Raw genomic sequence first — 21,494 nt, 5'->3', positions numbered from 1 at the left:
CGTGTTCCCCGCGCCCGCGGGGCTGAACCGATTTTGTCGGCGATGACGGTTCGTGTCGTTCTGTGTTCCCCGCGCCCGCGGGGCTGAACCGGCAACGCGGATTGCAGCCCTGATCGCGGCCGCGTGTTCCCCGCGCCCGCGGGGCTGAACCGCGGAGGTGCGCGACTGGTGCGACCAGGAGCTGGTGTTCCCCGCGCCCGCGGGGCTGAACCGGTGGAATCGTTCAATATCCTGGCGCCGCCCGAGTGTTCCCCGCGCCCGCGGGGCTGAACCGGGCGAGGAAGAATCGAAAGCCCTGGCCGATGCGTGTTCCCCGCGCCCGCGGGGCTGAACCGGTTAAGAAGCGCACCGGCGGCGCCGTGGCGCTGTGTTCCCCGCGCCGGCGGGGATGAACCGAACTGAATCTGGGCCGCGAAGAGCCGGAATTGGTGTCCCCATGCCCGCGGGATTCCAGATCCATAAGGGGCAACAAGTAATCGGGGGGCATCACCCAGGGTGAGCGAGATGTGGCGCTGGGGGAGGAAGCATCGAAAGCCGCCGCCCCGGCCCGATGGCCCGGCGCCGGTTATGGGGAGCGGCCCACCGACGCCATCGCCCCTTCAAAGTAACAGAGAAAGCTGTTGCTATTCCAGCCGCTCCACCCTGGTGACCTCCTCGCCGTCGTAGGTCACGGCGCGGGCGTGGCGGTTGGGGTCGGGGGCGTAGATGGCGCGCTGGCCGATGGTGGCGCCCCGTTCATTCACCAGATTGTAGGTCCGGTCCGGCGGGCCGCAAGCGGCGCGAACCTCGCCACGGGTGTCGCCGGGGCGGACGAGGTCGTTGCCGCAACGCAGGCTTTCGGCGTGCGCCAGGGGGATGAGGAGGGTCGCCGTAAGGGCGGCGAGGGTGCGCTTCCGTGGCATGGGCTCTCCTTGGTGTTCAGGGCTTGGTGTACTCCTCGCCCTCCCGCGCCGGGCGGGTGGCCTCGCGTCGGTAGCCGCGCTCGATGTCGGTGGACATCAGCGGCCAGGTGAGGGTGAAGTGGGCGCCGGTGCGCTCGTCCAGGGGCAGGCGCAGGGCGACGCTGTAGCCGGAGCCGGCGAGGCCGACCTCGGCGAAGGCGAGGTTGTTGGTAACGGAGCCGCCGGGCGGGTCGTCGTAGGGGTAGCCGCTTTCCGGCTCCGACCAGGAGGCGTTGGCCACGCCCAGGTTGTAGGTGGCCCACAAGGCGCGGTTTTCGCCGGCCGGGAACCAGAGGCCGGCGCCCAGAGCGCTGCGGACCTGGAAGACGGTGAGCTCTCCCTCGCCGTATTGCTCCTCGAAGTGGTCGGCGCTGATGTTGCTCATGGCGATGCCCACCTCGCCGGAGAGGGTGAGGTGGTTGGACCAGAAGCCCTGGAGCTGGCCCAGCAGCATGAAGCCCACGCTGTCCTGGCTGGCGCCGTGCTCTTCCTCCAGTTCGCCCAGGGTGTCCTCGCCCCCGTTCTCGCCGGGCAGGGCGAATTCCTGGCCGAACTGGTCGCCCAGGGAGAGCAGGGTCAAGCCGCCGCGGGAGCCCTCGGTGTAGGGCTGGCGGGAGGGCGGGGCGATGTAGTCCCGGGCGACGGTCTCGTCCTCGTGGAGGAGGATGTCGTCGGTCAGTGTCTGGTAGTCCTCGTCCTCGGGGTAGTCGATGGCGACGTCGTAGCGGCCCACGTCCAGGCGGCTCTCCAGGGCGCCTCGGGCCTCGTGCCGGGTCGCGTCCTTGCGGGGACCCCGGGTGATCCGGATCCGGGCGTCGTCGTCGGCCACGCGCAGGTCCAGCCGGCCGAAGTGGCGTTCGGCCAGCTCCAGGGTGGCGTAGGCGTAGGGTGCGCCCTCGGCCAGGTCGATGGTGGTCTCGGCCCCGCGCCGCTCCCCGGCGTCGGTGACCTCCAGCGTGTACTCCCCCGGCTCCAGGGGGAGGCGACCCGGAGTGGTAGTGCCGCGCCCGTCCACCAGGGCGGTGGCGCCGGCCGGCTCGGTGTGGATGAAGAGTTCGCCCCGCTCCAGGTCCGCCCAGCGGTCGGGGTTGAGGGTGGCCAGCCGGCGGTAGCGCGTGGGCAGGGGGCTGTCGGGGATGCGGACGGCGGTGCCCCCGGCCAGCGTCTTGCCCTTGAGGGCGGCGGTGATGCCCTCTTCGTCGGTGGTCAGCCGCTGGCCGTCGACCTCCAGGGGGAAGCCGGGCTGGGGGCGGTAGCTGTCGGCGTGGATCACGGCCAGCCGGACCCCGTCCTCCTCCACCAGGGGCAGGATGCGCAGGTCGCCGCTGCGCTCGAGGATGACCTGCTCGAACCAGGCGCCGAAGGTCGTGTTCCCCACCTCGGGGTGGTAGACGGCCTCCTCGATGACGCCGGTGCGCGCCGCCACGGTGAGCCCGCGCAGGGCGGCGCGGATGGCGCGGCCCGGTTGCTCCTCGGCCACGGTGATCTCGAACCAGGCTAGCGCGGCGGCCTGGCGCCGGGCGCGCTGGCGGAGTTCGTCCAGCCGCTGGCGCTCGATGGCGGCGCGGACGTACCAGCCGTTCCGCCCCTCCCGCGCGGCGTCCACGGTAACGCCCTCCAGGGTGACATTGGCCAGGGAGGCGGTGGCGCTCTCCAGCCGGCGGCCGCTGCGGGCGCCGCCGCCGTCGGCCAGCTCCTGCTCGTGGATGCGCAGCTCGGCGCGGACGTGGGTGAGCAGGGCGCGGGCCAGCTCCCGGCTGGCGGCCTGCCGGGCCGCCTCCCGCGTGGGGCCCGTGCCGTGGCCGTACACCGTGGAGGCCGTATCGGGTACGGCCTGGCGGCCCTGGTCGGCCAGCTGGCCGGCATCGGGGCCGGTCGCCGGCAGCAGGGCACAACCGGGGAGGGTGGCGACCAGAAGGGCCGCCACCAGGGGCAGAGTGCGAGGCATGGTGCTAGTCGTCGCGCTGGAGGCGTTCGTCCATATCGTCCAGGGCGTCGTCCCGGCGCTGGTCGAGTTCATCCATGGCGCGCTCGTGCTGACGCTGCTGGTCCATCCCGTCCTCGACGGGTTCCGGCGAGGAGCAGCCGGTGACCGCGAACAGCACGGCGAGGCTGGCAGGCAGGAGGGTCCTGTACATCAGTTCGCCTCCCGGCGCTTCTTCAGGCTCTCCATGGCCTCCTGGTGATCGGGGCCGAGCTCTTCGGCCACCTGCTCGCTCTCCATGGCCTCGTCCAGCATCTCGTCGAAGAGGGCCTGGTCCACGGCCATGCGGTAGTAGGCGACGAAGTTGTCGTCCTCATCCTTGTAGAGGGCGCTCCGGTCCGGCCGGATGCCGTGGACCCGCTGATCGACGAAGGTCTCGAAGGCGGCCCGCGCCGTCTCCCGCGCCTCGCTCCCCATCTCGGTGGTGCTCTCCTCGATGAGGCCGGCCGCCTCGGTGGCGATGTAGCCGGCGATGGCGCGGCGGCCCTCGGCCTGCGCGGATTCCACCGCCAGGCGGCGGCTGGAGCTCTCGCCCATGCCGTAGCCGTAGATCATGCCCTCGCCCTCGTCGGCGGTGCGGGTGGTGTCATACCAGCTCGGCATGGCGACCTCCTGCATCCCGGAGGGGGCGGGCTCCTCTTCCGGGGTGGAGCCGCAGCCGGCGGCGACCAGGGCGGCAAAGGTGATGGCTACGAGCGAGGTGGTGCGCATGGGTGTTCTCTCCCTGAGTGGGCGGTCCGCAAAGGATCACGATCATTGGTGGATAATCTGCCACGGTTTGCGGCCGCGTTGCTACCTTGCAAGTTTGCAGCGGCCTCAGTGGGTGGCCGGCGGCAGGCCGCGCTTGGCGCGCTGCTTGCCCACCAGGTCCAGCAGGGGCTGGAGGTTGAGCTTCTCCTGGGTGGTTACCTGGCCATCCTCGTAGATGGCGTGGCGCGCCAGCTCCTCGATCTTCAACAGCTCCTCGTCACTGAGGGAATCGAAGGAGAAGTCGCCATTGGCGTCGGCGTAGCGCGCCTCCAGTTCGTCGAAGTAGTCGGCCAGGGCGGGGCGGTAGTCGTCGGCCATTATCGGGCTCCGTCGGGAATGATGGGGGCAGGCTAGCAGGACTGGCCGCAGCTAGCAGCTTTCGGGTCGACGCCGGGGGCCGGACTGGAGGAAGTCGGTGAAGGTGCCGGCCGGCAGCGGGCGGCCGAAGTAGAAGCCCTGGAGTTCGGCGATGCCCAGGTCGGCCAGGCAGCCCGCCTGTTCCGGCCCCTCCACCCCCTCGGCGACGATGCCCACGTCCAGGCTCTGGCCCAGGGCGGCCACCGAGCGGCTGATGGCCAGGTCGGCGTTGTCCGTGGGCAGGCCCTGGACGAAGGAGCGATCCAGCTTGATGCGGTCCACCGGCAGGTGCTTGAGGTAGGCCAGGGAGGCGTAGCCGGTGCCGAAGTCGTCGATGGCCAGGGTCACGCCGCGGCCGTGGAGCTGGTCCAGCAGGCCGCCGGTGCGGATCTGCTCCTCCAGAAAGGCGTTCTCGGTGATCTCCAGCTCCAGTACCGAGGGCTCCAGGCCGCTGTGGGCGAGGATGCCGCCCACGGTGTCGGCCAGGTCCCGCTGGTGGAGCTGGCGGGGGGAGAGGTTCACGGAGAGGCGCGGCAGTCGCAGCCCCTGGCGGCGCCAGCTGGCCACCTGGGCCACCGCCGTGGTGAGGACCCACTCGCCCAGACCGAGGATGAGGTCGGTCTCCTCCGCCACGGGGATGAACTGGTCCGGCGGCACCCAGCCGTAGTCGGAGTGGTGCCAGCGGGCCAGGGCCTCGGCGGCGATGATGTCGCCGGTGGAGGCATCCACCAGGGGCTGGTAGTAGACCACCAGGTCCCCCTGGGCCACGGCCTCGCGCAGCTCCGTGGCTACCTTGAGGTGGTTCCGGGCGGCGGTGGTCAGCTCCGAGGTATAGGCGCGCCAGGTGCCGCGGCCGGCATCCTTGGCGCGATGCAGGGCCGTGTCGGCGCTGCGCAGGAGGGACTCGCCGCCCAGGCCATCCCCCGGGCCGCGGGCGATGCCCGCGGAGGCGGAGACCCGCACCGGTTCGCCGTCCAGGGTGAAGGGCTCGTGGAGGGTGGCGAGCATGCCCTCCACCAGGTTGGCCACGGTGCCCGCCTCCGGGGCCGGGTGGAGGAGGATGCCGAAGAGGTCGCCGCCCAGGTGGGCCAGTTCGCCGCCGGTGGGCAGCAGGGCGTGGAGGCGGCCGGCGGCCTGCTGCAGGAGCCAGTCGCCGGCGGCGTGGCCCAGGCTGTCGTTCACCTCCTGGAAGCGATCCAGGTCCAGGAGGACCAGGGCCAGCTCGTCGCCGCCAGGGCTCTCCAGCGCGCCGTCCAGTCGCTCCACCAGGTGGCGCCGGTTGGGCAGGCCGGTGAGGTCGTCGTGGTAGGCGCGGGCGCTCAGGACCTCCAGCAGGTGGCGCTGCTCCGCCTCGGCGGCCTTCTGGTCGCGGATGTCGCGGAAGGTCACCACGGCGCCGGTCACCTCGCCCTCCTGGTAGAGGGGCGCGCAGTAGTAGCTCACCGGGATGTCCGCGCCGTCAGCGGTCCGGAAGGTGTCATCGTCGACGTGGCACGCCTCGCCGCGTCCCAGGACGCAGTGGGCCGGGCATTCCGGTGCCCCGGGGCCGTTGTCCGTATCGGCCCGCCCGGGCTGTAGCAGGGTCCAGGCCGCGTGGCCCCGGATCGCCTCGGGGTCGTGGCCCAGCAGCCGTTGTGCCGCGGGATTCAGGAAGGTGAACCGACCCTCCCGGTCGACGCCGAATATCCCCTCGGGGATGGCGTCCAGCAGGAGGCGGTTGTAGCGATCGGCCTGCTCCAGGGCACGGGTGCGCGCCTCCACGCGGCTCTCCAGCTCCTCCTGGTGGAGTCGCAGGTACTGGTTGGCGGCGCGCAGCTGTTCTTCGACGGTGAGGCCGTCCGTCTTCTCCAGATCGCGCAGCTCTTTGTCCAGGTCGCGTTGGGCCGGGGCGACACTGAAGACGGCCCGCGGAGCGCCGCTGGTGGTGACCTGTTCGGGGGTGGCGCGGCAGGGGGTGGCGAACAGGTGGGAGAAGATCCCGGTGAGCTTGCCCTCGGCGAAGGGCAGGGCGTGCTCCGGCGTCGCGTCGGGGAAGAGTTCCAGCTCCCAGGGGTATTCCAGGGTGACCCGGGCGGTGGCTGCTCCGGCGTCGTGGGTCTCCAGGCGGAAGCGGCCCCAACCCGCCGCCGCGACGGTGTCGGCGAAGACCCGGAAGCCGCTGGCCAGGTCCGGGGCGGCGGCGATGAGGTCGCTGTCCGCCCGGCTGCTGGCGGCGACGTCCCGCGCCATAAGGCGGGCGTAGAGGGCCTCGCCCAGGGCATCCCGCAGGGGGGCCAGGAGGCCGCGCAGGGAGGGATCCTTCCACAGGATGATCCCCTCGACCCCGGCAAAGCGGAGGCCTTCCCCGTCGGCGTGCCACTCCACGGGGATGCCGTTGACGTCGGTTTGCGAGTCCAAGCTGATACAACTCTCCGGTTGCTCGAACAGTCCCTTGCCCGGGAGGGGGTCGATGGTGGCCAGTTTTTTCTCACAGGTGTTGCAGGATTGCAATGACACGGATATCGGGGATCCTTGGGTTCCCCTTTGGCGGAGGCGGAGCAGGAGGTATGCTCAAGGGCCGGACCGCATCCGCGCAGGAGGCAGCATGCGCCTGACCAGCCCGGCCTTCGACGATGGCGAGACCATTCCGGCGCGCTACACGCCGGTGAATCACAATGAACTCCCGCCCCTGGAGTTCCGGGAGGTGCCGGCCCAGGCGCGCAGCCTGGCGGTGGTCATCGAGGACCAGGACTCACCCCTGGGTGCAGAGGTGACCCACTGGCTCGCCTGGAACATCCCGCCGGAGACGGGTCACCTGGACGCGAGCGCCCTGCCGGAGGGGGTCCGGCTGGGGACGGACAGCTTCGGCGAGGTGGGGTATACCGGCCCCAATCCGCCGGAGGGGCGCCACCATTACCGATTCCGCGTGCTGGCACTGGACGGGGAGCTGGCACTGGCCGAGGGGGCGACGCGGTCCGAGTTCAATCGCGCCGTGGACGGCCGCATCCTGGCGGAGGCGGAGCTGACCGGGGTCTACGAGAACTACATCGACGAGGCCGGGGGGGAAGGGGCGCCCGGCGATGAGTGAGCCGGAGACCCCGCCACCCGGGCCGCCGGCCGAAGCGAAGACCGGCCCGCTCGCCTGGTTCCGCGCCTTCTTCGCCACGGTGAACCCGGCGGTCTTCACCGCCTCCGCCGGGGTGATCCTCGCCTTCGTATTCTACGGGGTCCTCCTGCCGGAACAGGCCAACCGGGTCTTTTCCAGCATCCAGGGTTTCATCACCGAGTACCTGGGCTGGCTGTACCTGGTGGTGGTGACCTTCTTCCTCGCCTTCCTGATCTGGCTGGGGCTCAGCCGCTACGGCCGGATCCGGCTGGGTTCGCCGGACGAGGCGCCGCGCTTCGGCTTCGTCGCCTGGTTCTCCATGCTCTTCAGCGCCGGCATGGGGATCGGCCTGGTCTTCTGGAGCGTGGCCGAGCCCATCCTCCACTACCAGAATCCACCGGCCGGCGAGGGCGGGACCCCGGCAGCGGCCGAGCAGGCCATGGTCTACGCCTTCTTCCACTGGGGGCTCCATGCCTGGGCGGTCTACGTGGTCCTGGGGCTGTCGGTGGCCTATTTCAGCTTCCGCTACCAGCTGCCGCTGACCATCCGCTCCATCTTCTTCCCCCTGCTGGGCAACCGGATCTACGGCCCCTTCGGCCACGTCATCGACGTCCTGGCCGTCTTCGGAACCCTCTTCGGTCTGGCCACCTCCCTGGGCCTGGGGGTCATGCAGCTCAATACCGGCCTGCATACCCTGGTGGGGATGCCGGTCTCCCACTGGCACCAGGTGGGGCTCATCGGGGTTATCACCACCATCGCAGTGCTGTCGGTGATCTCCGGGCTGGACCGGGGGCTCAAGTGGCTCTCCGTCTTCAACCTGGGGCTCGCGCTCACCCTGCTGGGGTTCGTGCTGCTCGCCGGGCCGACCCTGTTCATCATCCGCTTCTTCCTCGATGCCACCGGCGGTTATCTCCAGCAGCTCATCGAGCTCAGCCTTACCGCCGACGCCGTGGGTGGCTCCACCTGGCAGAAGGACTGGACCATGTTCTACTGGGCCTGGTGGATCGCCTGGTCCCCCTTCGTGGGGATCTTCATCGCCCGGGTCTCCCGGGGGCGGACCATTCGCGAGTTCATCGTCGGCGTCCTGGCCCTGCCGAGCCTCTTCGTGGGGCTGTGGATGGCGACCTTCGGCGGGACGGCGCTGCACCTGGAGCTCTTCGGCGGTGAGGCCGGGATCGCCGCCGCGGTGGCCGAGGACACGACCACCGCCCTCTACGTCACCCTGGCGGAGCTGCCGTGGCCGACGCTGGCCTCGGCGGTGGCGACCCTGCTCATCGCCACCTACTTCGTCACCTCCTCGGATTCGGGGACCCACGTGGTGGATGCGCTGATCTCCCGGGGGAGTACCCGCTCGCCCAAGCGCCAGCGGGTCATCTGGGGGATCCTGGAGGGGGCGGTGGCCGCCACGCTGCTGGTGGTCGGGGGCGAGCAGGCCCTGGCCAGCCTGCAGACCGGCTCCATCGCGGCCGGCCTTCCAGTGGCGGTGATCCTGGTCTTTGCCTGCTTCAGCCTCCTGCGCTCCCTGCAGCGGGAGTATCGGGTGGAGGGGGCCCGGCCCCCCTGGGGCACCTGACTCGCGACGGATTCGGCGAACGGGGCCCGGCCGTACTATTCTGGGAGGGCGGCCCGTCGGGCCGACCCCATCTGGACCACCCCCTTCCGGGAGCGACTGCATGACCGATGATCCCCTCTTTCAGCCCTGCACCCTGGGCGACCTGGAGCTGCCCAACCGCGTGCTCATGTCCCCCCTGACCCGGTCCCGGGCCGGGGAGGGGGATGTGCCCACGGAGCTCATGGCCGAGTACTACCGCCAGCGCGCCGGGGCCGGGTTGATCTTCAGCGAGGCCACTCAGGTCTCGCCCCAGGGCAAGGGCTACGCCTTCACCCCGGGGATCCACTCGGATGAGCAGATCCGGGGCTGGCAGCGGGTCACCGAGGCGGTGCACGCCGCGGGCGGGCGGATCTACGCCCAGCTCTGGCATGTGGGCCGGATCTCCCGGCCGGAGCTGCAGCCCGGCGGCGAGCGGCCGGTGGCGCCCTCGGCCATTCAGCCGGAGGGGGCCATGGTCTTTGTCAGCGCCGAATCGGGGATGGTGGACGTCCTGGAGCCCCGCGCCCTGGAGACCGAGGAGATCCCCGGGATCATCGACCAGTTCCGGGCCGGGGCGGAGAACGCCCGCGAGGCCGGGTTCGACGGCGTGGAGATCCACGCCGCCAACGGCTACCTCCTGGACCAGTTCCTGCGCAGTGACAGCAACCGGCGCACCGACGCCTACGGCGGCGGCGCGGCCAACCGTGCCCGGCTGGCCCTGGAGGTCCTGGACGCCGTCATGGAGGTCTGGGGGACCGAGCGAACCGGGCTGCGCGTGAGCCCCACCGGCAGTTTCAACGGCATGCGTGACGAGGACCCGGTGGATACCTACACCGTCCTCGCCCGGGCGCTGGAGGAACGGGGGCCGGCCTACATCGAGGTGGTGGAGGACAGCTTCCAGGGCAACCATGCCGGCGGCCGGCCGGAGCCGGTCATCGACGCCATCCGGGGCGCCTTCAGCCGGACCTACATCGGCAACGGCGCCTATACCGCCGACGAGGCCCGGGAGCGGATCCGGGCGGGGCGTTGCGATCTCGTCACCTTTGGCCGGCCCTTCATCGCCAACCCCGACCTCCCCGAGCGCTTCCGTCAGGGCGCCCCGCTCAACGAGTGGGACGAGTCCACCTTCTACGGCGGCGACGAGCGCGGCTACACCGACTACCCCTTCCTCCCCGGTAACGGCTGAGGCCGCCGGTTCAGTCTCCCCCGTCCTCCGCCAGGCGCGCGCGCAGGACGGCGGTGAGGTCGATGGCGCCCAGGGGCCGATGGTCGTCGGCCAGGATGGCCAGCTCGTCCTGATCGTGGTCGAGGAGGCGGTGGATGACGTCCTCCAGGGCCTCGTCGGGGCCGGCGTGGGCGAAGTGGCGCTCCATGAGGTCGGCGGCGGTGCCCCCGGCCACCCGCTCCAGCAGGTGGCGTCGGGAGAGGCGGGGGCGCTGCTCGGCCAGCAATAGCCGGGCGATGCGCAGGTGGCCGATGTGGCCGCAGACGCGGCCCTGGTCGTCGGTGACGAAGAGGTCGCGGTGGCCGTCCTCCAGCAGCCGGGCGGCGGCCTCGGCCGTCGGCGCGTCGTGGGGGACCAGCAGCGGGTCCCGGGGGTGGTCGCGGAGCCATTCGTCGGTGCGCATGTTCAATCCTCCCCGTTGGGGGCCTCGCCGGCCTCGCCCGCCCGGCGCAGGGCCAGCGAGGCGGCCAGCGGGCCGATGACCTCGTTGACCAGGACGGAGGCCAGGATGACGTTCACCACGATGTCGCCGGCCTCGCCAAAGGCGGGCCGCTCGGCCAGGGTCAGCGCCAGGCCCACGGCGACGCCGGCCTGGGGCGCCAGGCCGAAGCCGATCCAGCGCGAGACCACCGGCGGGGCCCCGCCTAGCCGTGCCCCCAGGAAGGCCCCGCTGGTCTTGCCGGCCAGGCGGGCGAGGACGTAGCCGGCCACCAGCTCGGGGTGGGCGGCGAAGATCCCCGGCTGGAAGTGGCTGCCGGCCACGGTGAAGAAGATCAGGAAGACCGCCTCCTCCATCGCCTCCAGCGGGGCGAAGAGGCGCTCGCCGCCGGAGCGCTGGAAGTGGCGGGCGGCGAAGCCCAGGGTCAGGCTCGCCAGCAGGGCGGAGGCGCCCACGGCCGAGGCCACTCCCAGGACCAGCAGCAGCGCGGCCAGGACCACCGGCAGCCGCAGGCTGTCCTCCCGCAACAGGTGGGCGAAGCGCGCCAGGAGCCAGCCGCCGAGCCCGCCCAGGGCCAGCGCCCCGCCGATCTCCATGGCGGCCCGCTCGCCGGCGCCCACCAGGGAGCTGCCGGTGAGCAGGACCAGGGCGAGGGAGAAGACGATGATGCCCAGGGCGTCGTCCAGCGCCACCACGCCCAGCAGGGTCCGGGTCAGCGGCCCGTCGGCGCGGTACTGGTGCATCACCGCCACGGTGGCGGCGGGGGCGGTGGTCCCGGCCACCGAGGCCAGCGCCAGGGCCAGGGAGAGGGATTCCGCCCCGGTAAACCAGAGCAGGGCGGAGAGGGTAAGGCCCACCAGCAGCACCGAGCCCAGGCTCTCGCCCAGGGTGGTGGTGACGATGAGCCGGCCCATGCGCCGGAGCTGGCCGGTGGTGATGGAGCCGCCCACCAGGTAGGCGATGATGCCCAGGGCGGCATCGGTGAGCGGCGGCGACCAGGCGGCGACCTCCAGCCGCAGCGCTTCCCCCAGCAGCCCCGGGGAGAAGGCCACGCCGGCCAGGACGTAGCCCGCCACCCGCGGCAGGCCGAAGCGGGCCGCGATGAGCCCGGCGACCATGCCGACGGCCAGCAGCAGGCCGATATCGAAGAGGGGGCCCGGCTCGGTCACGGGATCAGCCGGGCCGATCTGGCGTGGGACGTGTCATGGCCCCAGTCTGGATCGCCACCGCCGGGGAGACCAGTCCGGCCGTGGCACCGGGGGTCAGACCGGTCGACGGGCGACCAGCTGGACCACGTGGCCGGCGCCGGTGTGGTACTTGCCCTCGATGACCTCCCGCTCGATCTCCCGGGCCACGTCGAACTCCAGGCCGGGGAGTTCGGACTCCAGGCGGGCCAGGTCCATCATCATCTCCTCCACCGGCGGCCCGCCGGTGCCGTAGGCCAGCTGCTGCGGGGTGTAGGCCTCCAGGAGGAGGGTGCCGCCGGGCATGAGCCCCTCGGCCACCTGCTGGTGGACCCGGGGGCGCAGATCGGCCGGGAGGTGGCCGAAGATGGAGACGATCCCGGCCCACTTCCCGGGCTCGATGGTGTAGTGGGCCAGGTCGGAGCAGACGCACTCGATGGCGACGCCGCGCTCCCGGGCCAGCTTCGTGGCCTTCTCCAGCCCCACCGAGGAGCCGTCCACGGCGGTCACGGCGTAGCCCTGCTCGGCCAGCCAGACGGCGTTGCGCCCCTCGCCCTCGGCCAGGCAGAGGATGGGGCCCTCCGGCGGCAGCCGGTGAACCTCCTCGGCCAGGAAGGCGTTGGGCGCGGTGCCGTAGGCGAAGTCGGTATCGGAATAGCGGTCATCCCACACGGGGCGGTTCTCCTCTCGCGGTGCTTGTTTGAGAACTCGGCTCAGGTCTCGTGGAAGCCGGCGCGCTCGCGCACCAGCCGGCCGGCGCGGAAGTCGTCGAAGGCCTCCTGGATGGCCTCGCGGCTGTCCATGACGAAGGGCCCGTGCTGGACCACCGGCTCGCGCAGCGGGGCGCCGGCCACCAGCAGCAGGCGGGCGCCGTTGTCCCCGGCGGTCACCGTCACCCCCTCGCCGTCGCCCAGGAGGGCCAGGTGGTCGGTGGCCACGGCCTCCCCGGCCACGGTGGCCGAGCCCTCGAAGACGAAGGCGAAGGCGTGGTGGCCCGCCGGCAGGGCCTGCTCGAGGGTGGCCCCCGGCTCCAGGGCGATATCCAGGTAGCGGACGTCCGTGTGCGGGTCGACCACCGGGCCGGTGGCCGACTGGTCTCCCAGCTGGCAGGGGCCGATGAGCACGCGCACGCGGGCACCGTCGGCCTCGACCAGGGGGACGGAGTCCGGCTGGATCTCCTGGTAGTCCGGGGCGGCCATCTTCTCCGCCACCGGCAGGTTGATCCAGAGCTGGAAGCCGCGCATGAGGCCGGCCTCCTGGCGCGGCATCTCCGAGTGGATGACGCCGCTGGCGGCCTTCATCCACTGCGCCCCGCCGGGATCCAGGCGACCCCGGTTGCCCATGCTGTCGCCGTGGGCCATGTGGCCGTCGAGCATGTAGGTGAAGGTGATGAAGCCCCGATGGGGATGGTCCGGGAAGCCGGCGCCGTAGTCCTCGGGGTCATCGCTCTCGAAGCGGTCCAGCATCAGGAAGGGATCCAGGTTCCGGCATTCGGGGGTGCCCAGCGTCCGGTGGACCCGGACGCCGGCCCCCTCCTGCAGGGACCGGGCCGCTACCTGGCGGACGACCGGTCTTTGGTTCATGGCGCCTCCTACTGGCGGATCCCCTCGATGGCGAGCTCCAGCTCCGCGGTGCGCGAGGCCGGGCCCAGATCGTAGTCGATGTTGAAGTCCTTGAGGCGGATCTCGGTGGTGCCCTGGAAGCCGCGACGGTAGCCGCCCCACGGGTCCTTGCCGTGGCCCACCTCTTCGGCCTCGATCTCCACCTCCTTGGTGACGCCCTTGAGGGTCAGGTCGCCGACGATGGTGAAGGTCTCGTTGCCGTCGCCCATGCCGCGGATGTTGGTGCTGACGAAGCGCGCCTCGGGGTATTCGTCCACGTGGAAGAACTCCTCGCCGCGCAGGTGCTTGTCGCGCTCGGCGTGGTTGGAGTCGATGGAGGTGGTGTCGATGTTCACCTCGATGGAGGAGTTCTCCGGGTTCTCGGTGTCGTAGGTGAACTCGCCGCCGAAGTCGTTGAACCGGCCGTAGAGCCAGCTGTAGCCCAGGTGCTGGATCCGCCACTGGACGAAGGCGTGCTGGCCATCGGTGTCGAGGACGTACTGCTCCTTCTCGGCCAGGGCCGTGGTCGGCGCCAGGGCCAGGGTGCCGAGGACGGCGGTGGCCAGGGTGGTGCCCAGGAGGGTGTTCCGGGTGCGGTTGGTGGTCATGGTCGTGCTCCTCGCTCGTTGTGGTATGCCGGGCCTCGCCCGGCGCTCGTTGCTCGGTGGTTGCTCGATGGGTCAGGGGCCGGGGCGGAGCATCCGCCGCAGGGTCCCGTCGCGGTCGACGGCGGCGTGCTTCACCGCCGCCAGGGCGTGGACGGAGGCCAGGACGATGAGGGTCCAGGCCAGGATCTCGTGGATATCCCCGGCGACATCCTCCTGCCCCTTGCCGGTGAGCGTGGCCGGGACCGAGAAGAGGCCGAAGACGTCGATGTCGCTACCGTCGGCGGTGGAGATGAGGTAGCCGGCGACCATGGCGGCGAAGATCAGCAGGTAGAGGCCGAGGTGGGCCACCTCCGCCGCGCGCCGCTCCCAGCGGTGGCCGTGCGGGATGGGGCGCGGATTGGTCAGCCGCCAGATAAGCCGGGCGAGCATGACCGCGAACAGCAGGACGCCGAAGGCCTTGTGCCAGTCCAGGCTGGTCTTGTACCAGGGGTCGTAGTAGGTGAGTTCCACCATCCACAGCCCCAGGGCGAAGAGCCCGATGACCCCCGCCGCCACGACCCAGTGGAAGATGATGGCCACCAGGCCGTAGGAGTCCCTGCCGTTACGCCACTGCATCTGCTCGCTCCTTAACGACGGTGCCGTTCGATGGGAGGAAAGAATGGTAGTTGCCAGAAGGGAAATAAAGGGCCACGATTCGAAAAGGGTGTTGATGAATTCGCAACGATGGAGGGGCGGTGAGCGACCGGCTGGAGGAGATGGCGACCTTCGTGCGCGTGGTGGAGGCGGGGAGTCTCACCGGGGCGGCGCGGCGGCTGGAAGTGGCGAAGTCGGCGGTGAGCCGGCGGCTGGCGGAGCTGGAGGGTCGGCTGGGGGTTCAGCTGCTGCGGCGGACCACGCGGACCCTGCACCTCACCGATGCCGGCCACGCCTTCTACCAGCGCTGCGTGCGCATCCTCGCCGACGTGGACGAGGCGGAGCTGGCGGTCTCCGACGTCCACGGCCGACTGGCGGGGCAGCTGCGGGTGGCCGCGCCGCTGTCCTTCGGGATCGCCCATCTGCAGCCGGCGGTGGAGGCCTTCCTGGCCGAGCATCCCGACGTGCGCTTCGACCTGGACCTGGATGACCGCCAGGTCGACCTCATGGCGGAGAACTTCGATCTGGGGATCCGCATCGCCCCGCTGGCCGATTCCAGCCTGGTGGCCCGTCGGCTGGCCACGGTGGAGCACGTGGTCTGCGCCAGCCCCGACTACCTGGCCCGCCACGGCACCCCGGCCACGCCGGCGGAGCTGGCCGAGCACGACTGCCTGACCTACGCCAACGCCCCGGAGAGCGATGCCTGGCACTGCACCGATGCCCAGGGGCGGGAGCACCGGATCCCGGTCCGGTCACGTCTGCGCGCGAACAACGGCGACCTGCTACGGGAGGCGGCGGTGGCCGGCCTGGGCGTGGTCTTTCAGCCGCGCTTCATCGTCCACCGGGCGCTGGCGGAGGGGGAGCTGGTGCCGGTACTCACCGACTGCGACTGGTCGCGGGTGGATGCCTGGGCGCTCTATCCGCAGACGCGCCATCTCTCGGCACGGGTGCGCGCCTTCGTGGACTTCCTGGTGGAGTGGTTCCGGGAACCGGCCTGGGAGGTGGGCCGGTAGCCGGCCCCGCCGGGGATGACGGGGCCGCGGGAGGGGCGAGTCAGTCGGTGACGGTCTCGCGGTCCTCGGCCTCCCAGTTCTCGTAACCGCCGCCGAGGTTGTAGACCTCGCTGAAGCCCATCTCGTTGAGGGTCTTCACCGCCAGGGCGCTACGGCCGCCGGTGGCGCAGTAGGCGATGACGGGCCGCTCGTAGGCGGTGGACAGGGTCGGGTTGGGCTTTTTGTAGTCGGGGTCGGCGGCGGGCTCCAGGACCCCGCGCGGGACGTTCAGGGCGTCGCGCAGGTGGCCGGCCTCGTACTCGCCGGGCTCGCGCACGTCGAGGATGAGCAGGTCCGGCTTCTCGCTGCGCAGGCGGTCGACGTCGTCCGGCTTGATCTCCTCGATCTGGCTGCGCGCCTCGGAGACGAAATCCTTGAGCTTCATGGCCATGGGTCGGGCTCCTGTTGCTGAATGCGTGGATGGGTTGCAAATACACACCCCATCCTACCACGCAGCCCGGGCTCGGGAAGTCACGCGACTGCCGGGGGAATGGTCCGAGCGGAGCCGGTCAGTCGGCCAGGGCCTGCTCGAAGGCGCCGTAATCGTCGGTGGGGGCGTGGCACTCGTGGCCGCGACAGACCCAGGCGGTCACGGGCCCCCGCGCCTGGCGGGCGGCCAGGGCCTCGGGGAGGTCCGCGGCGTGTTCGGGGATGGCGGCGGTCTGGCGCCGGGGGGCGTAGTCGACCAGGGCGCGCCGGTGCCAGGGCGCCATGGCCGGTTCGGCCCCGCGCAGGATCACCAGCTGCGGCGGGTAGAGGATCTCCTCCAGGGCGTCCAGGAGGCTGCCGTGGCCGTGGGGGATCTCCTCGATACTCCGACCGGCCCCCTTCACCGCCGCCTCGGCGGCCTCCAGGTAACGCGGCTCCGCCACCAGGTGGCCCAGCCGGAGGAGGCTGCGGGCCGCCACGCCGGCCCCGGCCGGGGTGGACTCGTCCAGGCTGGTCTTGGGGCGGGTGATGAGTGCCTCGTGGTCGTCGGCGGTGAAGAAGAAGCCGCCGTCGAGGGTGTCCTGGAAGTGTTCCAGTAGCGCATCGCCGAGCTGCCGGGCCAGGGCGAGGTCGGCATCCCGCCAGCGGACCGCCAGGAGGTTCAGGACCCCCTCCAGGAGGTAGGCGTAGTCGTCCAGGTAGCCGGCCTCCCGGGCCTCGCCGCCGGCGAAGACCGCGGCCAGGCGGCCGTCGGTCAGGACGTTGTCGCGCAGGAAGTCCACCGCCCCGGCGGCGGCGTCCACGAAGTCGGACCGGTCCAGACGGGCGCCGGCCACGGCGAGTCCCCGGATGGCGAGGCCGTTCCAGGCGGTGAGGACCTTGTCGTCCCGGCCCGGCCGGGGGCGCTGGTTGCGGGCGGCGGCCAGGGTGGTGCGGGCGCGCTCCAGCCGCGCCCGGGCCTCGGCCTCGTCGACCCCCAGGGCGGCGGCGACATCGGCCAGGGGGCGAGTCACCCGCAGGTGCCAGCGGCCCTCGAAGTTGGGGCCGCTCTCCAGGCCCCATACCGGAGCGGCCACGGCGCGTTCGCCCTCGCTCAGCACCGCCTCCACCTCCGCCGGCATCCAGGTGTAGAAGGCGCCCTCGCCGCCGTCGCTGTCGGCATCCAGGCTGGCGTAGAAGCCCCCCTCCGGCGCCTGCATCTCCCCGAGGAGCCACTCCCCGGTGGCCGCCGCCACCCGCCGGAAGTCCTCGTCGCCGGTGAGGGTAAAGGCATCGGCGTAGAGGCCCAGGAGGAGGCCGTTGTCGTAGAGCATCTTCTCGAAGTGGGGGATGGTCCAGTGGGCGTCCACGCTGTAGCGGAAGAAGCCGCCGCCGACCTGGTCGAAGAGCCCGCCGTCCGCCATGGCGCGCAGGGAGTCCAGCGCCATCGCCCGGGCGCGGTCGTCGGGCCGTCCGGTCTCGGCGGTGTGGCGGTAGTGGCGCAGCAGCCGCTCGATGTGGGTCGGGTGGGGGAACTTGGGTGCCTCGCCGAAGCCGCCGTGGCGGCCGTCGTACTCCTTCTCCAGGGCGCTGCGGGCGGCGTCCAGCGGCGCGGCGGTGAGCGTGGCCCCGGGATCGCCCTGCGGGCGTACCGACTCCAGGACCTGGCGCAGCTCGGCGTTCTGGGCGTGGATGTCCCCCTGGCGCTCGCGGTAGATCCCGGCGATGCGCTCCAGCAGGTCGGTGAAGGCCGGCAGGCCGTGGCGCTCCTGGCGCGGGAAGTAGGTCCCGGCGAAGAAGGGGGTCTGGTCCGGGGTGAGAAAGACCGTCAGCGGCCAGCCGCCGCCGCGCTGGTTCAGGACCTGGAAGGCGAGCTGGTAGATCCGGTCCAGGTCGGGGCGTTCCTCCCGGTCCACCTTGATGTTGATGAAGTGCCGGTTCATGACCTCGGCGGAGGCCGGGTCCTCGAAGGACTCGTGGGCCATGACGTGGCACCAGTGGCAGGCGGAGTAGCCGATGGAGAGGAGGATGGGCTTATCCTCCTCCCGGGCGCGAGTGAGCGCCTCCTCGCCCCAGGGGTACCAGTCCACCGGGTTGTCGGCGTGCTGCTGGAGGTAGGGGCTGGGCTCGTGGCGCAGGCGGTTGGTCATGGCGTTCTCCGCGGAAGCCCGGGTATTTCACTCAACGATAGCACTGGCGCCGGGTGCCGCGCATCGTGCTAGCCTTGGGATCGAAACCGGTCCGGATGGCGGACCCGAATGATTGGCTGACCAGGAAGCCCGCGCCCATGTCCACTGAATCCCGTTCCGTCTGCCCGCGCTGTGAGCGCCTGCCCGATGCGCCCCGGGAATCCGGCCGGCTGTGGCTGTGGCCGCCCCTGGGCCACACCCTGGGCAAGCTCCGGAATGCCCTGGAGGCGGCCGGCCTGGCGCCGGAGATGCTGGAGGGCGGCCAGGGGCTGTGCGTGGCGCTGGAGCGCCGGAGCGAGCAGGTGGAGACGCTGGCCGCGGACCTCTCCCGGCAGGAGCTCAGCGACACGCGGGCGCTGTTCGTGCCGCCGGGGCAGGAGCCGGGGCTGGAGGACTACGGCCGGGTCACCTCCCTGGCCCAGTTCGTCGCCTACTCGGGGTCGGGCTGGCTCATCGAGCTCCTCGGCGAGGGCCGGCTGACGGTCCACTTCCAGCCCATGTTCAGCGCCGCCGACCCGACCGAGGTGGTCGCCCACGAGTCCCTCATGCGGGGGCTGGACCGGGAGGGGGGCATCATCTCTCCCGGGCCGATGCTCGGCGCGGCCCGGGATGCCGACCTGCTCTTCCAGCTGGACCTGGCGGCCCGGCGCGCCGCCATCCAGGAGGCGAGCCGCCACGGGGCTGGCGGGCGGGTCTTCATCAATTTCTCCCCGGCCTCCATCTACGACCCGGAGTACTGCCTCCGGACCACCATGGCGGCGCTGGAGGAGACCGATCTGCGCCCGGAACAGCTGGTCTTCGAGATCATCGAATCCGACCAGATCAATGACGTGAGCAAGCTCCGCCGCATCGTCGATACCTACCGCGCCCACGGCTGCGGGGTGGCCCTGGACGACATCGGCTCCGGCTACTCCTCGCTGAATATCCTTCACCAGCTCCAGCCCGACTTCATCAAGCTGGACATGGAGCTGGTGCGCGACGTGGACAGCACCCCCTACAAGGCGGCCATCGCCCGCAAGCTCCTGGAGCTGGCCACGGAGATCGGGGTGCCCACCATCGCCGAGGGGGTGGAGACGGCCGCCGAGCTGGACTGGGTCCGCGAGCACGGCGCCACCCTCATTCAGGGCTTCTACCTCGCCCGACCCGCGCCGGAGCCGAGAACCGTTACTGGCGGACTTTGAGGCTCGACTCGGCTTTCGGGGGCCGAGGGAGGCGGGGCCGGTCACCGGGACACGGCGTACATACGTCCCTGTAGCCTCCACGGCGGCATCCCTGCCGCCGAGGTCCCGGTGACCGGCCCCGCCTCCCTCGCCCTCGACCGCCTGCAAGGGGTCTCCGCCCGGGAGGTACCCTACCCGCGGAGTCCACGGCCCTGGAACCGCGTGGTAGGATCCCGGCTTTGCCGCCGGAAGAAGCCGAGCCCATGGAACACGCCCCCCTGAAGCTCAAGCCGCGCGAGGAGCGGCGCCTGCGCGGCGGCCACCTCTGGGTCTTCAGCAACGAGGTGGATACCGCCGCCACGCCGCTCACTGACCTCGAGCCGGGCCAGCCGGTGGTCATCCAGGCGAGCAACGGTAAGCCCCTGGGCGCCGGCTACGCCAATCCCCACTCCCTCATCTGCGCCCGGCTGGTGAGCCGCGACGCCGACAAGGGGCTGGACCGTTCCCTGCTGGTCCACCGCCTCAAGGTCGCCCTCTCGGCGCGCCAGGCGATGTTCGACCGGCCCTTCTACCGCCTGGTCCACGGCGAGGGGGATTTCCTCCCGGGCCTGGTGGTGGACCGCTACGACGATGTCTGCGTGGTCCAGATGGGCACCGCCGGCATGGAGCGCGCCCGGGAGGCGATCCTGGAGGCGCTGGAGAAGGTGATCCGGCCGCGGGTGGTCATCCTGCGCAACGACACGTCCGTGCGCGAGCAGGAGGGGCTGGAGCGCTACACCGAGACGGCGGTGGGATCGGCCCCCGAGACCCTGACGGTGGAGGAGGGCGGGATGACCTTCCGCGTCCCCGGCGTGGGCGGCCAGAAGACCGGCTGGTTCTTCGACCACCGCGAGAACCGCGACCGCTTCGCCGCCTGGAGCCACGGCCGCCGGGTGCTGGACGTCTACAGTTACGTGGGCGGCTTCGGCCTGCGGGCGGCCGCGGCCGGGGCGGAGGAGGTGGTGGCCATCGAGCGCAGCGAGGAGGCGCTGGACCACCTCCAGGACAACACCGAGGTCGCCGGCCTGGAGGACCGGGTCGCGCCGCTGCACGGCGAGGCGCTGGAGGTCCTCAAGGCGCTGCGCGAGGACGGTGAGCGCTTCGACGCCGTGGTCCTGGACCCGCCGGCCTTCATCAAGCGCAAGCGCGACATCAAGTCGGGGCTGGAGGGCTATCGCCACCTGAACCAGCTGGCGCTGCAGCTGCTGTCCAAGGACGGCCTGCTGCTCTCCGCCTCCTGCTCCCACCACCTGGGGATGGACCAGCTTCAGGATGCCGTCCGCGGCCGGGCGCGCCACCTGGACCGCGACGCCGCCGTGCTGGCGCGGGGCCACCAGGGGCCGGACCATCCCATCCACCCGGCGATCCCGGAGACGGAGTACCTCAAGGCCGTCTTCGCCCGGATCCTGCCCACCCAGTAGGAGGCCGCCGTGCTGGAGTATCCCGCCATCCACCCGGTGGCCCTGGACCTGGGGCCGGTGCAGATCCACTGGTACGGGATCATGTATCTCGTCGGCTTCCTGGGCGCCTGGTGGCTGGGCCGGGTCCGCGCCAATCGCCCCGGCTCGGGCTGGGATCCGGCGGAGCTGGGCGATCTGCTCTTCTACGGCGCCGTGGGCGTCATCGTCGGCGGACGGCTGGGTTATGCCCTCTTCTACGAGCCCGGGACCTATCTGCCGGAGCCCTGGCGGATCCTCGCCATCTGGGAGGGGGGCATGGCCTTCCACGGGGGGCTGGTGGGGGTCATCGTCGCCATGGCCCTCTACGGCCGCCACACCGGACGCGGCTTCTTCGACGTGGCCGACTTCGTGGCGCCGCTCACGCCGCTGGGTCTGGGCGCCGGGCGGCTGGGCAACTTCATCAACGGTGAGCTCTGGGGCCGGGTGAGCGAGGTCCCCTGGGCCATGGTCTTCCCCGGGGCGGGGCCGCTGCCGCGCCACCCCTCCCAGCTCTACGAGTTCGCCCTGGAGGGGGTGGTGCTGTTCGTGGCGCTGTGGCTCTTCTCCCGGCGGGCGCGGCCGGCCATGGCGGTCTCGGGGCTGTTCCTGGTGCTCTACGGTGGCTTCCGCTTCTTCGTGGAGTTCTTCCGGCTGCCGGATGCCCAGCTCGGCTACCTGGCGTGGGACTGGCTCACCATGGGGCAGGTCCTCTCCCTGCCCATGATTCTGATCGGGGCGGCCATGCTGGCACTGGCCTACCGGCGCACCGGGGCGCGAGCCTGAGGGCGCGGCGATAACGAGCGGGGGAC

At 71.4% G+C, this 21,494-nt stretch carries 21 protein-coding genes and 1 CRISPR repeat array; of the genes, 7 read left to right on the top strand and 14 right to left on the bottom strand.

The window, feature by feature from the left end:
- Nucleotide 1 precedes the first annotated feature (1 nt).
- Nucleotides 2–396: direct repeats of the CRISPR family, unit length 29 nt; unit sequence GTGTTCCCCGCGCCCGCGGGGCTGAACCG.
- Nucleotides 397–623: 227 nt separating this feature from the next.
- From BM272_RS09860 to BM272_RS09835, 6 genes are all read right to left on the bottom strand, one after another.
- Entirely contained in the window at nucleotides 624–902 is a 279-nt protein-coding gene (locus BM272_RS09860) for a DUF2845 domain-containing protein (protein ID WP_093428615.1), read from the bottom strand.
- Nucleotides 903–918: 16 nt separating this feature from the next.
- Nucleotides 919–2,889: a PEGA domain-containing protein gene (locus tag BM272_RS09855; RefSeq protein WP_093428614.1), complete on the bottom strand. Its 1,971-nt coding sequence runs from the start codon at nucleotides 2,887–2,889 to the stop codon at nucleotides 919–921.
- Nucleotides 2,890–2,893: 4 nt separating this feature from the next.
- A complete protein-coding gene (locus tag BM272_RS09850; RefSeq protein WP_093428613.1) occupies nucleotides 2,894–3,079 on the bottom strand; it encodes a hypothetical protein in 186 nt (61 codons plus the stop codon).
- Nucleotides 3,079–3,636: an LPP20 family lipoprotein gene (locus tag BM272_RS09845; protein ID WP_093428612.1), complete on the bottom strand. Its 558-nt coding sequence runs from the start codon at nucleotides 3,634–3,636 to the stop codon at nucleotides 3,079–3,081. Before BM272_RS09845 ends, BM272_RS09850 begins: the two co-directional genes overlap by 1 nt.
- A 105-nt stretch (nucleotides 3,637–3,741) precedes the next feature.
- Nucleotides 3,742–3,993: a hypothetical protein gene (locus BM272_RS09840; protein ID WP_093428611.1), complete on the bottom strand. Its 252-nt coding sequence runs from the start codon at nucleotides 3,991–3,993 to the stop codon at nucleotides 3,742–3,744.
- 51 nt (nucleotides 3,994–4,044) lie between these two features.
- Entirely contained in the window at nucleotides 4,045–6,429 is a 2,385-nt protein-coding gene (locus BM272_RS09835; protein ID WP_093428610.1) for an EAL domain-containing protein, read from the bottom strand.
- A 187-nt stretch (nucleotides 6,430–6,616) separates the two neighbouring features.
- On the opposite strand from BM272_RS09835, the gene BM272_RS09830 reads away from it, so the two are divergent.
- The 3 genes from BM272_RS09830 (at nucleotide 6,617) to BM272_RS09820 (ending at nucleotide 9,894) form a co-directional block, all read left to right on the top strand.
- On the top strand, nucleotides 6,617–7,099 hold the full coding sequence (locus BM272_RS09830; RefSeq protein ID WP_093428609.1) for a YbhB/YbcL family Raf kinase inhibitor-like protein: 483 nt from the start codon (nucleotides 6,617–6,619) through the stop codon (nucleotides 7,097–7,099).
- The gene (locus tag BM272_RS09825) at nucleotides 7,092–8,690 is read left to right on the top strand and encodes a BCCT family transporter (protein WP_093428608.1); all 1,599 of its coding nucleotides are present in this window, start codon (nucleotides 7,092–7,094) and stop codon (nucleotides 8,688–8,690) included. The genes BM272_RS09830 and BM272_RS09825 overlap by 8 nt, the downstream gene beginning before the upstream one ends.
- Before the next feature lie 100 nt (nucleotides 8,691–8,790).
- The gene (locus tag BM272_RS09820; RefSeq protein ID WP_093428607.1) at nucleotides 8,791–9,894 is read left to right on the top strand and encodes an alkene reductase; all 1,104 of its coding nucleotides are present in this window, start codon (nucleotides 8,791–8,793) and stop codon (nucleotides 9,892–9,894) included.
- Between the two features lie 10 nt (nucleotides 9,895–9,904).
- Here BM272_RS09820 and BM272_RS09815 read toward each other — a convergent pair whose 3' ends face one another.
- The 6 genes from BM272_RS09815 to BM272_RS09790 form a co-directional block, all read right to left on the bottom strand.
- Nucleotides 9,905–10,336 carry a CBS domain-containing protein gene (locus BM272_RS09815; protein ID WP_093428606.1) on the bottom strand — a complete coding sequence of 144 codons (432 nt, stop codon included), beginning with the start codon at nucleotides 10,334–10,336 and terminating at the stop codon, nucleotides 9,905–9,907.
- Between the two features lie 2 nt (nucleotides 10,337–10,338).
- The gene (locus BM272_RS09810; protein ID WP_093428605.1) at nucleotides 10,339–11,541 is read right to left on the bottom strand and encodes a cation:proton antiporter; all 1,203 of its coding nucleotides are present in this window, start codon (nucleotides 11,539–11,541) and stop codon (nucleotides 10,339–10,341) included.
- Nucleotides 11,542–11,634: 93 nt separating this feature from the next.
- Nucleotides 11,635–12,228 (bottom strand): SAM-dependent methyltransferase, encoded by a 594-nt coding sequence (locus BM272_RS09805; protein ID WP_093428604.1) that lies wholly within the window; start codon nucleotides 12,226–12,228, stop codon nucleotides 11,635–11,637.
- A gap of 41 nt (nucleotides 12,229–12,269) precedes the next feature.
- A complete protein-coding gene (locus tag BM272_RS09800) occupies nucleotides 12,270–13,139 on the bottom strand; it encodes a pirin family protein (protein WP_093428603.1) in 870 nt (289 codons plus the stop codon).
- Nucleotides 13,140–13,147: 8 nt separating this feature from the next.
- On the bottom strand, nucleotides 13,148–13,765 hold the full coding sequence (locus BM272_RS09795) for a YceI family protein (protein WP_093428602.1): 618 nt from the start codon (nucleotides 13,763–13,765) through the stop codon (nucleotides 13,148–13,150).
- A gap of 72 nt (nucleotides 13,766–13,837) precedes the next feature.
- On the bottom strand, nucleotides 13,838–14,380 hold the full coding sequence (locus tag BM272_RS09790) for a cytochrome b (RefSeq protein ID WP_093428601.1): 543 nt from the start codon (nucleotides 14,378–14,380) through the stop codon (nucleotides 13,838–13,840).
- Between the two features lie 119 nt (nucleotides 14,381–14,499).
- Between BM272_RS09790 and BM272_RS09785 the strand changes: the two genes are divergently transcribed.
- Nucleotides 14,500–15,411 carry a LysR family transcriptional regulator gene (locus BM272_RS09785; RefSeq protein WP_205407790.1) on the top strand — a complete coding sequence of 304 codons (912 nt, stop codon included), beginning with the start codon at nucleotides 14,500–14,502 and terminating at the stop codon, nucleotides 15,409–15,411.
- 40 nt (nucleotides 15,412–15,451) lie between these two features.
- Here BM272_RS09785 and BM272_RS09780 read toward each other — a convergent pair whose 3' ends face one another.
- Both BM272_RS09780 and BM272_RS09775 read right to left on the bottom strand, forming a co-directional pair.
- The gene (locus BM272_RS09780; protein ID WP_093428600.1) at nucleotides 15,452–15,841 is read right to left on the bottom strand and encodes a rhodanese-like domain-containing protein; all 390 of its coding nucleotides are present in this window, start codon (nucleotides 15,839–15,841) and stop codon (nucleotides 15,452–15,454) included.
- A gap of 118 nt (nucleotides 15,842–15,959) precedes the next feature.
- Complete coding sequence (locus BM272_RS09775; protein ID WP_093428599.1) at nucleotides 15,960–18,008, bottom strand: thioredoxin domain-containing protein; 2,049 nt, start codon at nucleotides 18,006–18,008, stop codon at nucleotides 15,960–15,962.
- 137 nt (nucleotides 18,009–18,145) lie between these two features.
- Between BM272_RS09775 and BM272_RS09770 the strand changes: the two genes are divergently transcribed.
- From BM272_RS09770 to lgt, 3 genes are all read left to right on the top strand, one after another.
- A complete protein-coding gene (locus BM272_RS09770) occupies nucleotides 18,146–19,228 on the top strand; it encodes an EAL domain-containing protein (protein WP_093428598.1) in 1,083 nt (360 codons plus the stop codon).
- Nucleotides 19,229–19,470: 242 nt separating this feature from the next.
- Nucleotides 19,471–20,667, top strand: coding sequence for a class I SAM-dependent rRNA methyltransferase (locus tag BM272_RS09765; protein WP_093428631.1), 1,197 nt, complete (start codon nucleotides 19,471–19,473; stop codon nucleotides 20,665–20,667).
- A gap of 9 nt (nucleotides 20,668–20,676) precedes the next feature.
- The gene (lgt, locus tag BM272_RS09760; protein ID WP_093428597.1) at nucleotides 20,677–21,468 is read left to right on the top strand and encodes a prolipoprotein diacylglyceryl transferase; all 792 of its coding nucleotides are present in this window, start codon (nucleotides 20,677–20,679) and stop codon (nucleotides 21,466–21,468) included.
- Nucleotides 21,469–21,494: the final 26 nt, after the last annotated feature.

It is taken from the genome of Thiohalospira halophila DSM 15071, from assembly GCF_900112605.1.
GTDB lineage: Bacteria > Pseudomonadota > Gammaproteobacteria > Thiohalospirales > Thiohalospiraceae > Thiohalospira > Thiohalospira halophila.
The sequence above is the reverse complement of the archived record's forward strand: the minus strand, read 5'-3'. Positions and strand labels throughout refer to the sequence as shown.

Coding starts and splice junctions, on each gene's coding strand:
- BM272_RS09840 (WP_093428611.1), bottom strand. CDS start 3,993: ATGGCCGACGACTACCGCCCCGCCCTGGCCGACTACTTCGACGAACTG.
- BM272_RS09860 (WP_093428615.1), bottom strand. CDS start 902: ATGCCACGGAAGCGCACCCTCGCCGCCCTTACGGCGACCCTCCTCATC.
- BM272_RS09770 (WP_093428598.1), top strand. CDS start 18,146: ATGTCCACTGAATCCCGTTCCGTCTGCCCGCGCTGTGAGCGCCTGCCC.
- BM272_RS09855 (WP_093428614.1), bottom strand. CDS start 2,889: ATGCCTCGCACTCTGCCCCTGGTGGCGGCCCTTCTGGTCGCCACCCTC.
- BM272_RS09780 (WP_093428600.1), bottom strand. CDS start 15,841: ATGGCCATGAAGCTCAAGGATTTCGTCTCCGAGGCGCGCAGCCAGATC.
- BM272_RS09825 (WP_093428608.1), top strand. CDS start 7,092: ATGAGTGAGCCGGAGACCCCGCCACCCGGGCCGCCGGCCGAAGCGAAG.
- BM272_RS09800 (WP_093428603.1), bottom strand. CDS start 13,139: ATGAACCAAAGACCGGTCGTCCGCCAGGTAGCGGCCCGGTCCCTGCAG.
- BM272_RS09845 (WP_093428612.1), bottom strand. CDS start 3,636: ATGCGCACCACCTCGCTCGTAGCCATCACCTTTGCCGCCCTGGTCGCC.
- BM272_RS09815 (WP_093428606.1), bottom strand. CDS start 10,336: ATGCGCACCGACGAATGGCTCCGCGACCACCCCCGGGACCCGCTGCTG.
- BM272_RS09775 (WP_093428599.1), bottom strand. CDS start 18,008: ATGACCAACCGCCTGCGCCACGAGCCCAGCCCCTACCTCCAGCAGCAC.
- BM272_RS09765 (WP_093428631.1), top strand. CDS start 19,471: ATGGAACACGCCCCCCTGAAGCTCAAGCCGCGCGAGGAGCGGCGCCTG.
- BM272_RS09795 (WP_093428602.1), bottom strand. CDS start 13,765: ATGACCACCAACCGCACCCGGAACACCCTCCTGGGCACCACCCTGGCC.
- BM272_RS09850 (WP_093428613.1), bottom strand. CDS start 3,079: ATGTACAGGACCCTCCTGCCTGCCAGCCTCGCCGTGCTGTTCGCGGTC.
- BM272_RS09820 (WP_093428607.1), top strand. CDS start 8,791: ATGACCGATGATCCCCTCTTTCAGCCCTGCACCCTGGGCGACCTGGAG.
- BM272_RS09830 (WP_093428609.1), top strand. CDS start 6,617: ATGCGCCTGACCAGCCCGGCCTTCGACGATGGCGAGACCATTCCGGCG.
- BM272_RS09790 (WP_093428601.1), bottom strand. CDS start 14,380: ATGCAGTGGCGTAACGGCAGGGACTCCTACGGCCTGGTGGCCATCATC.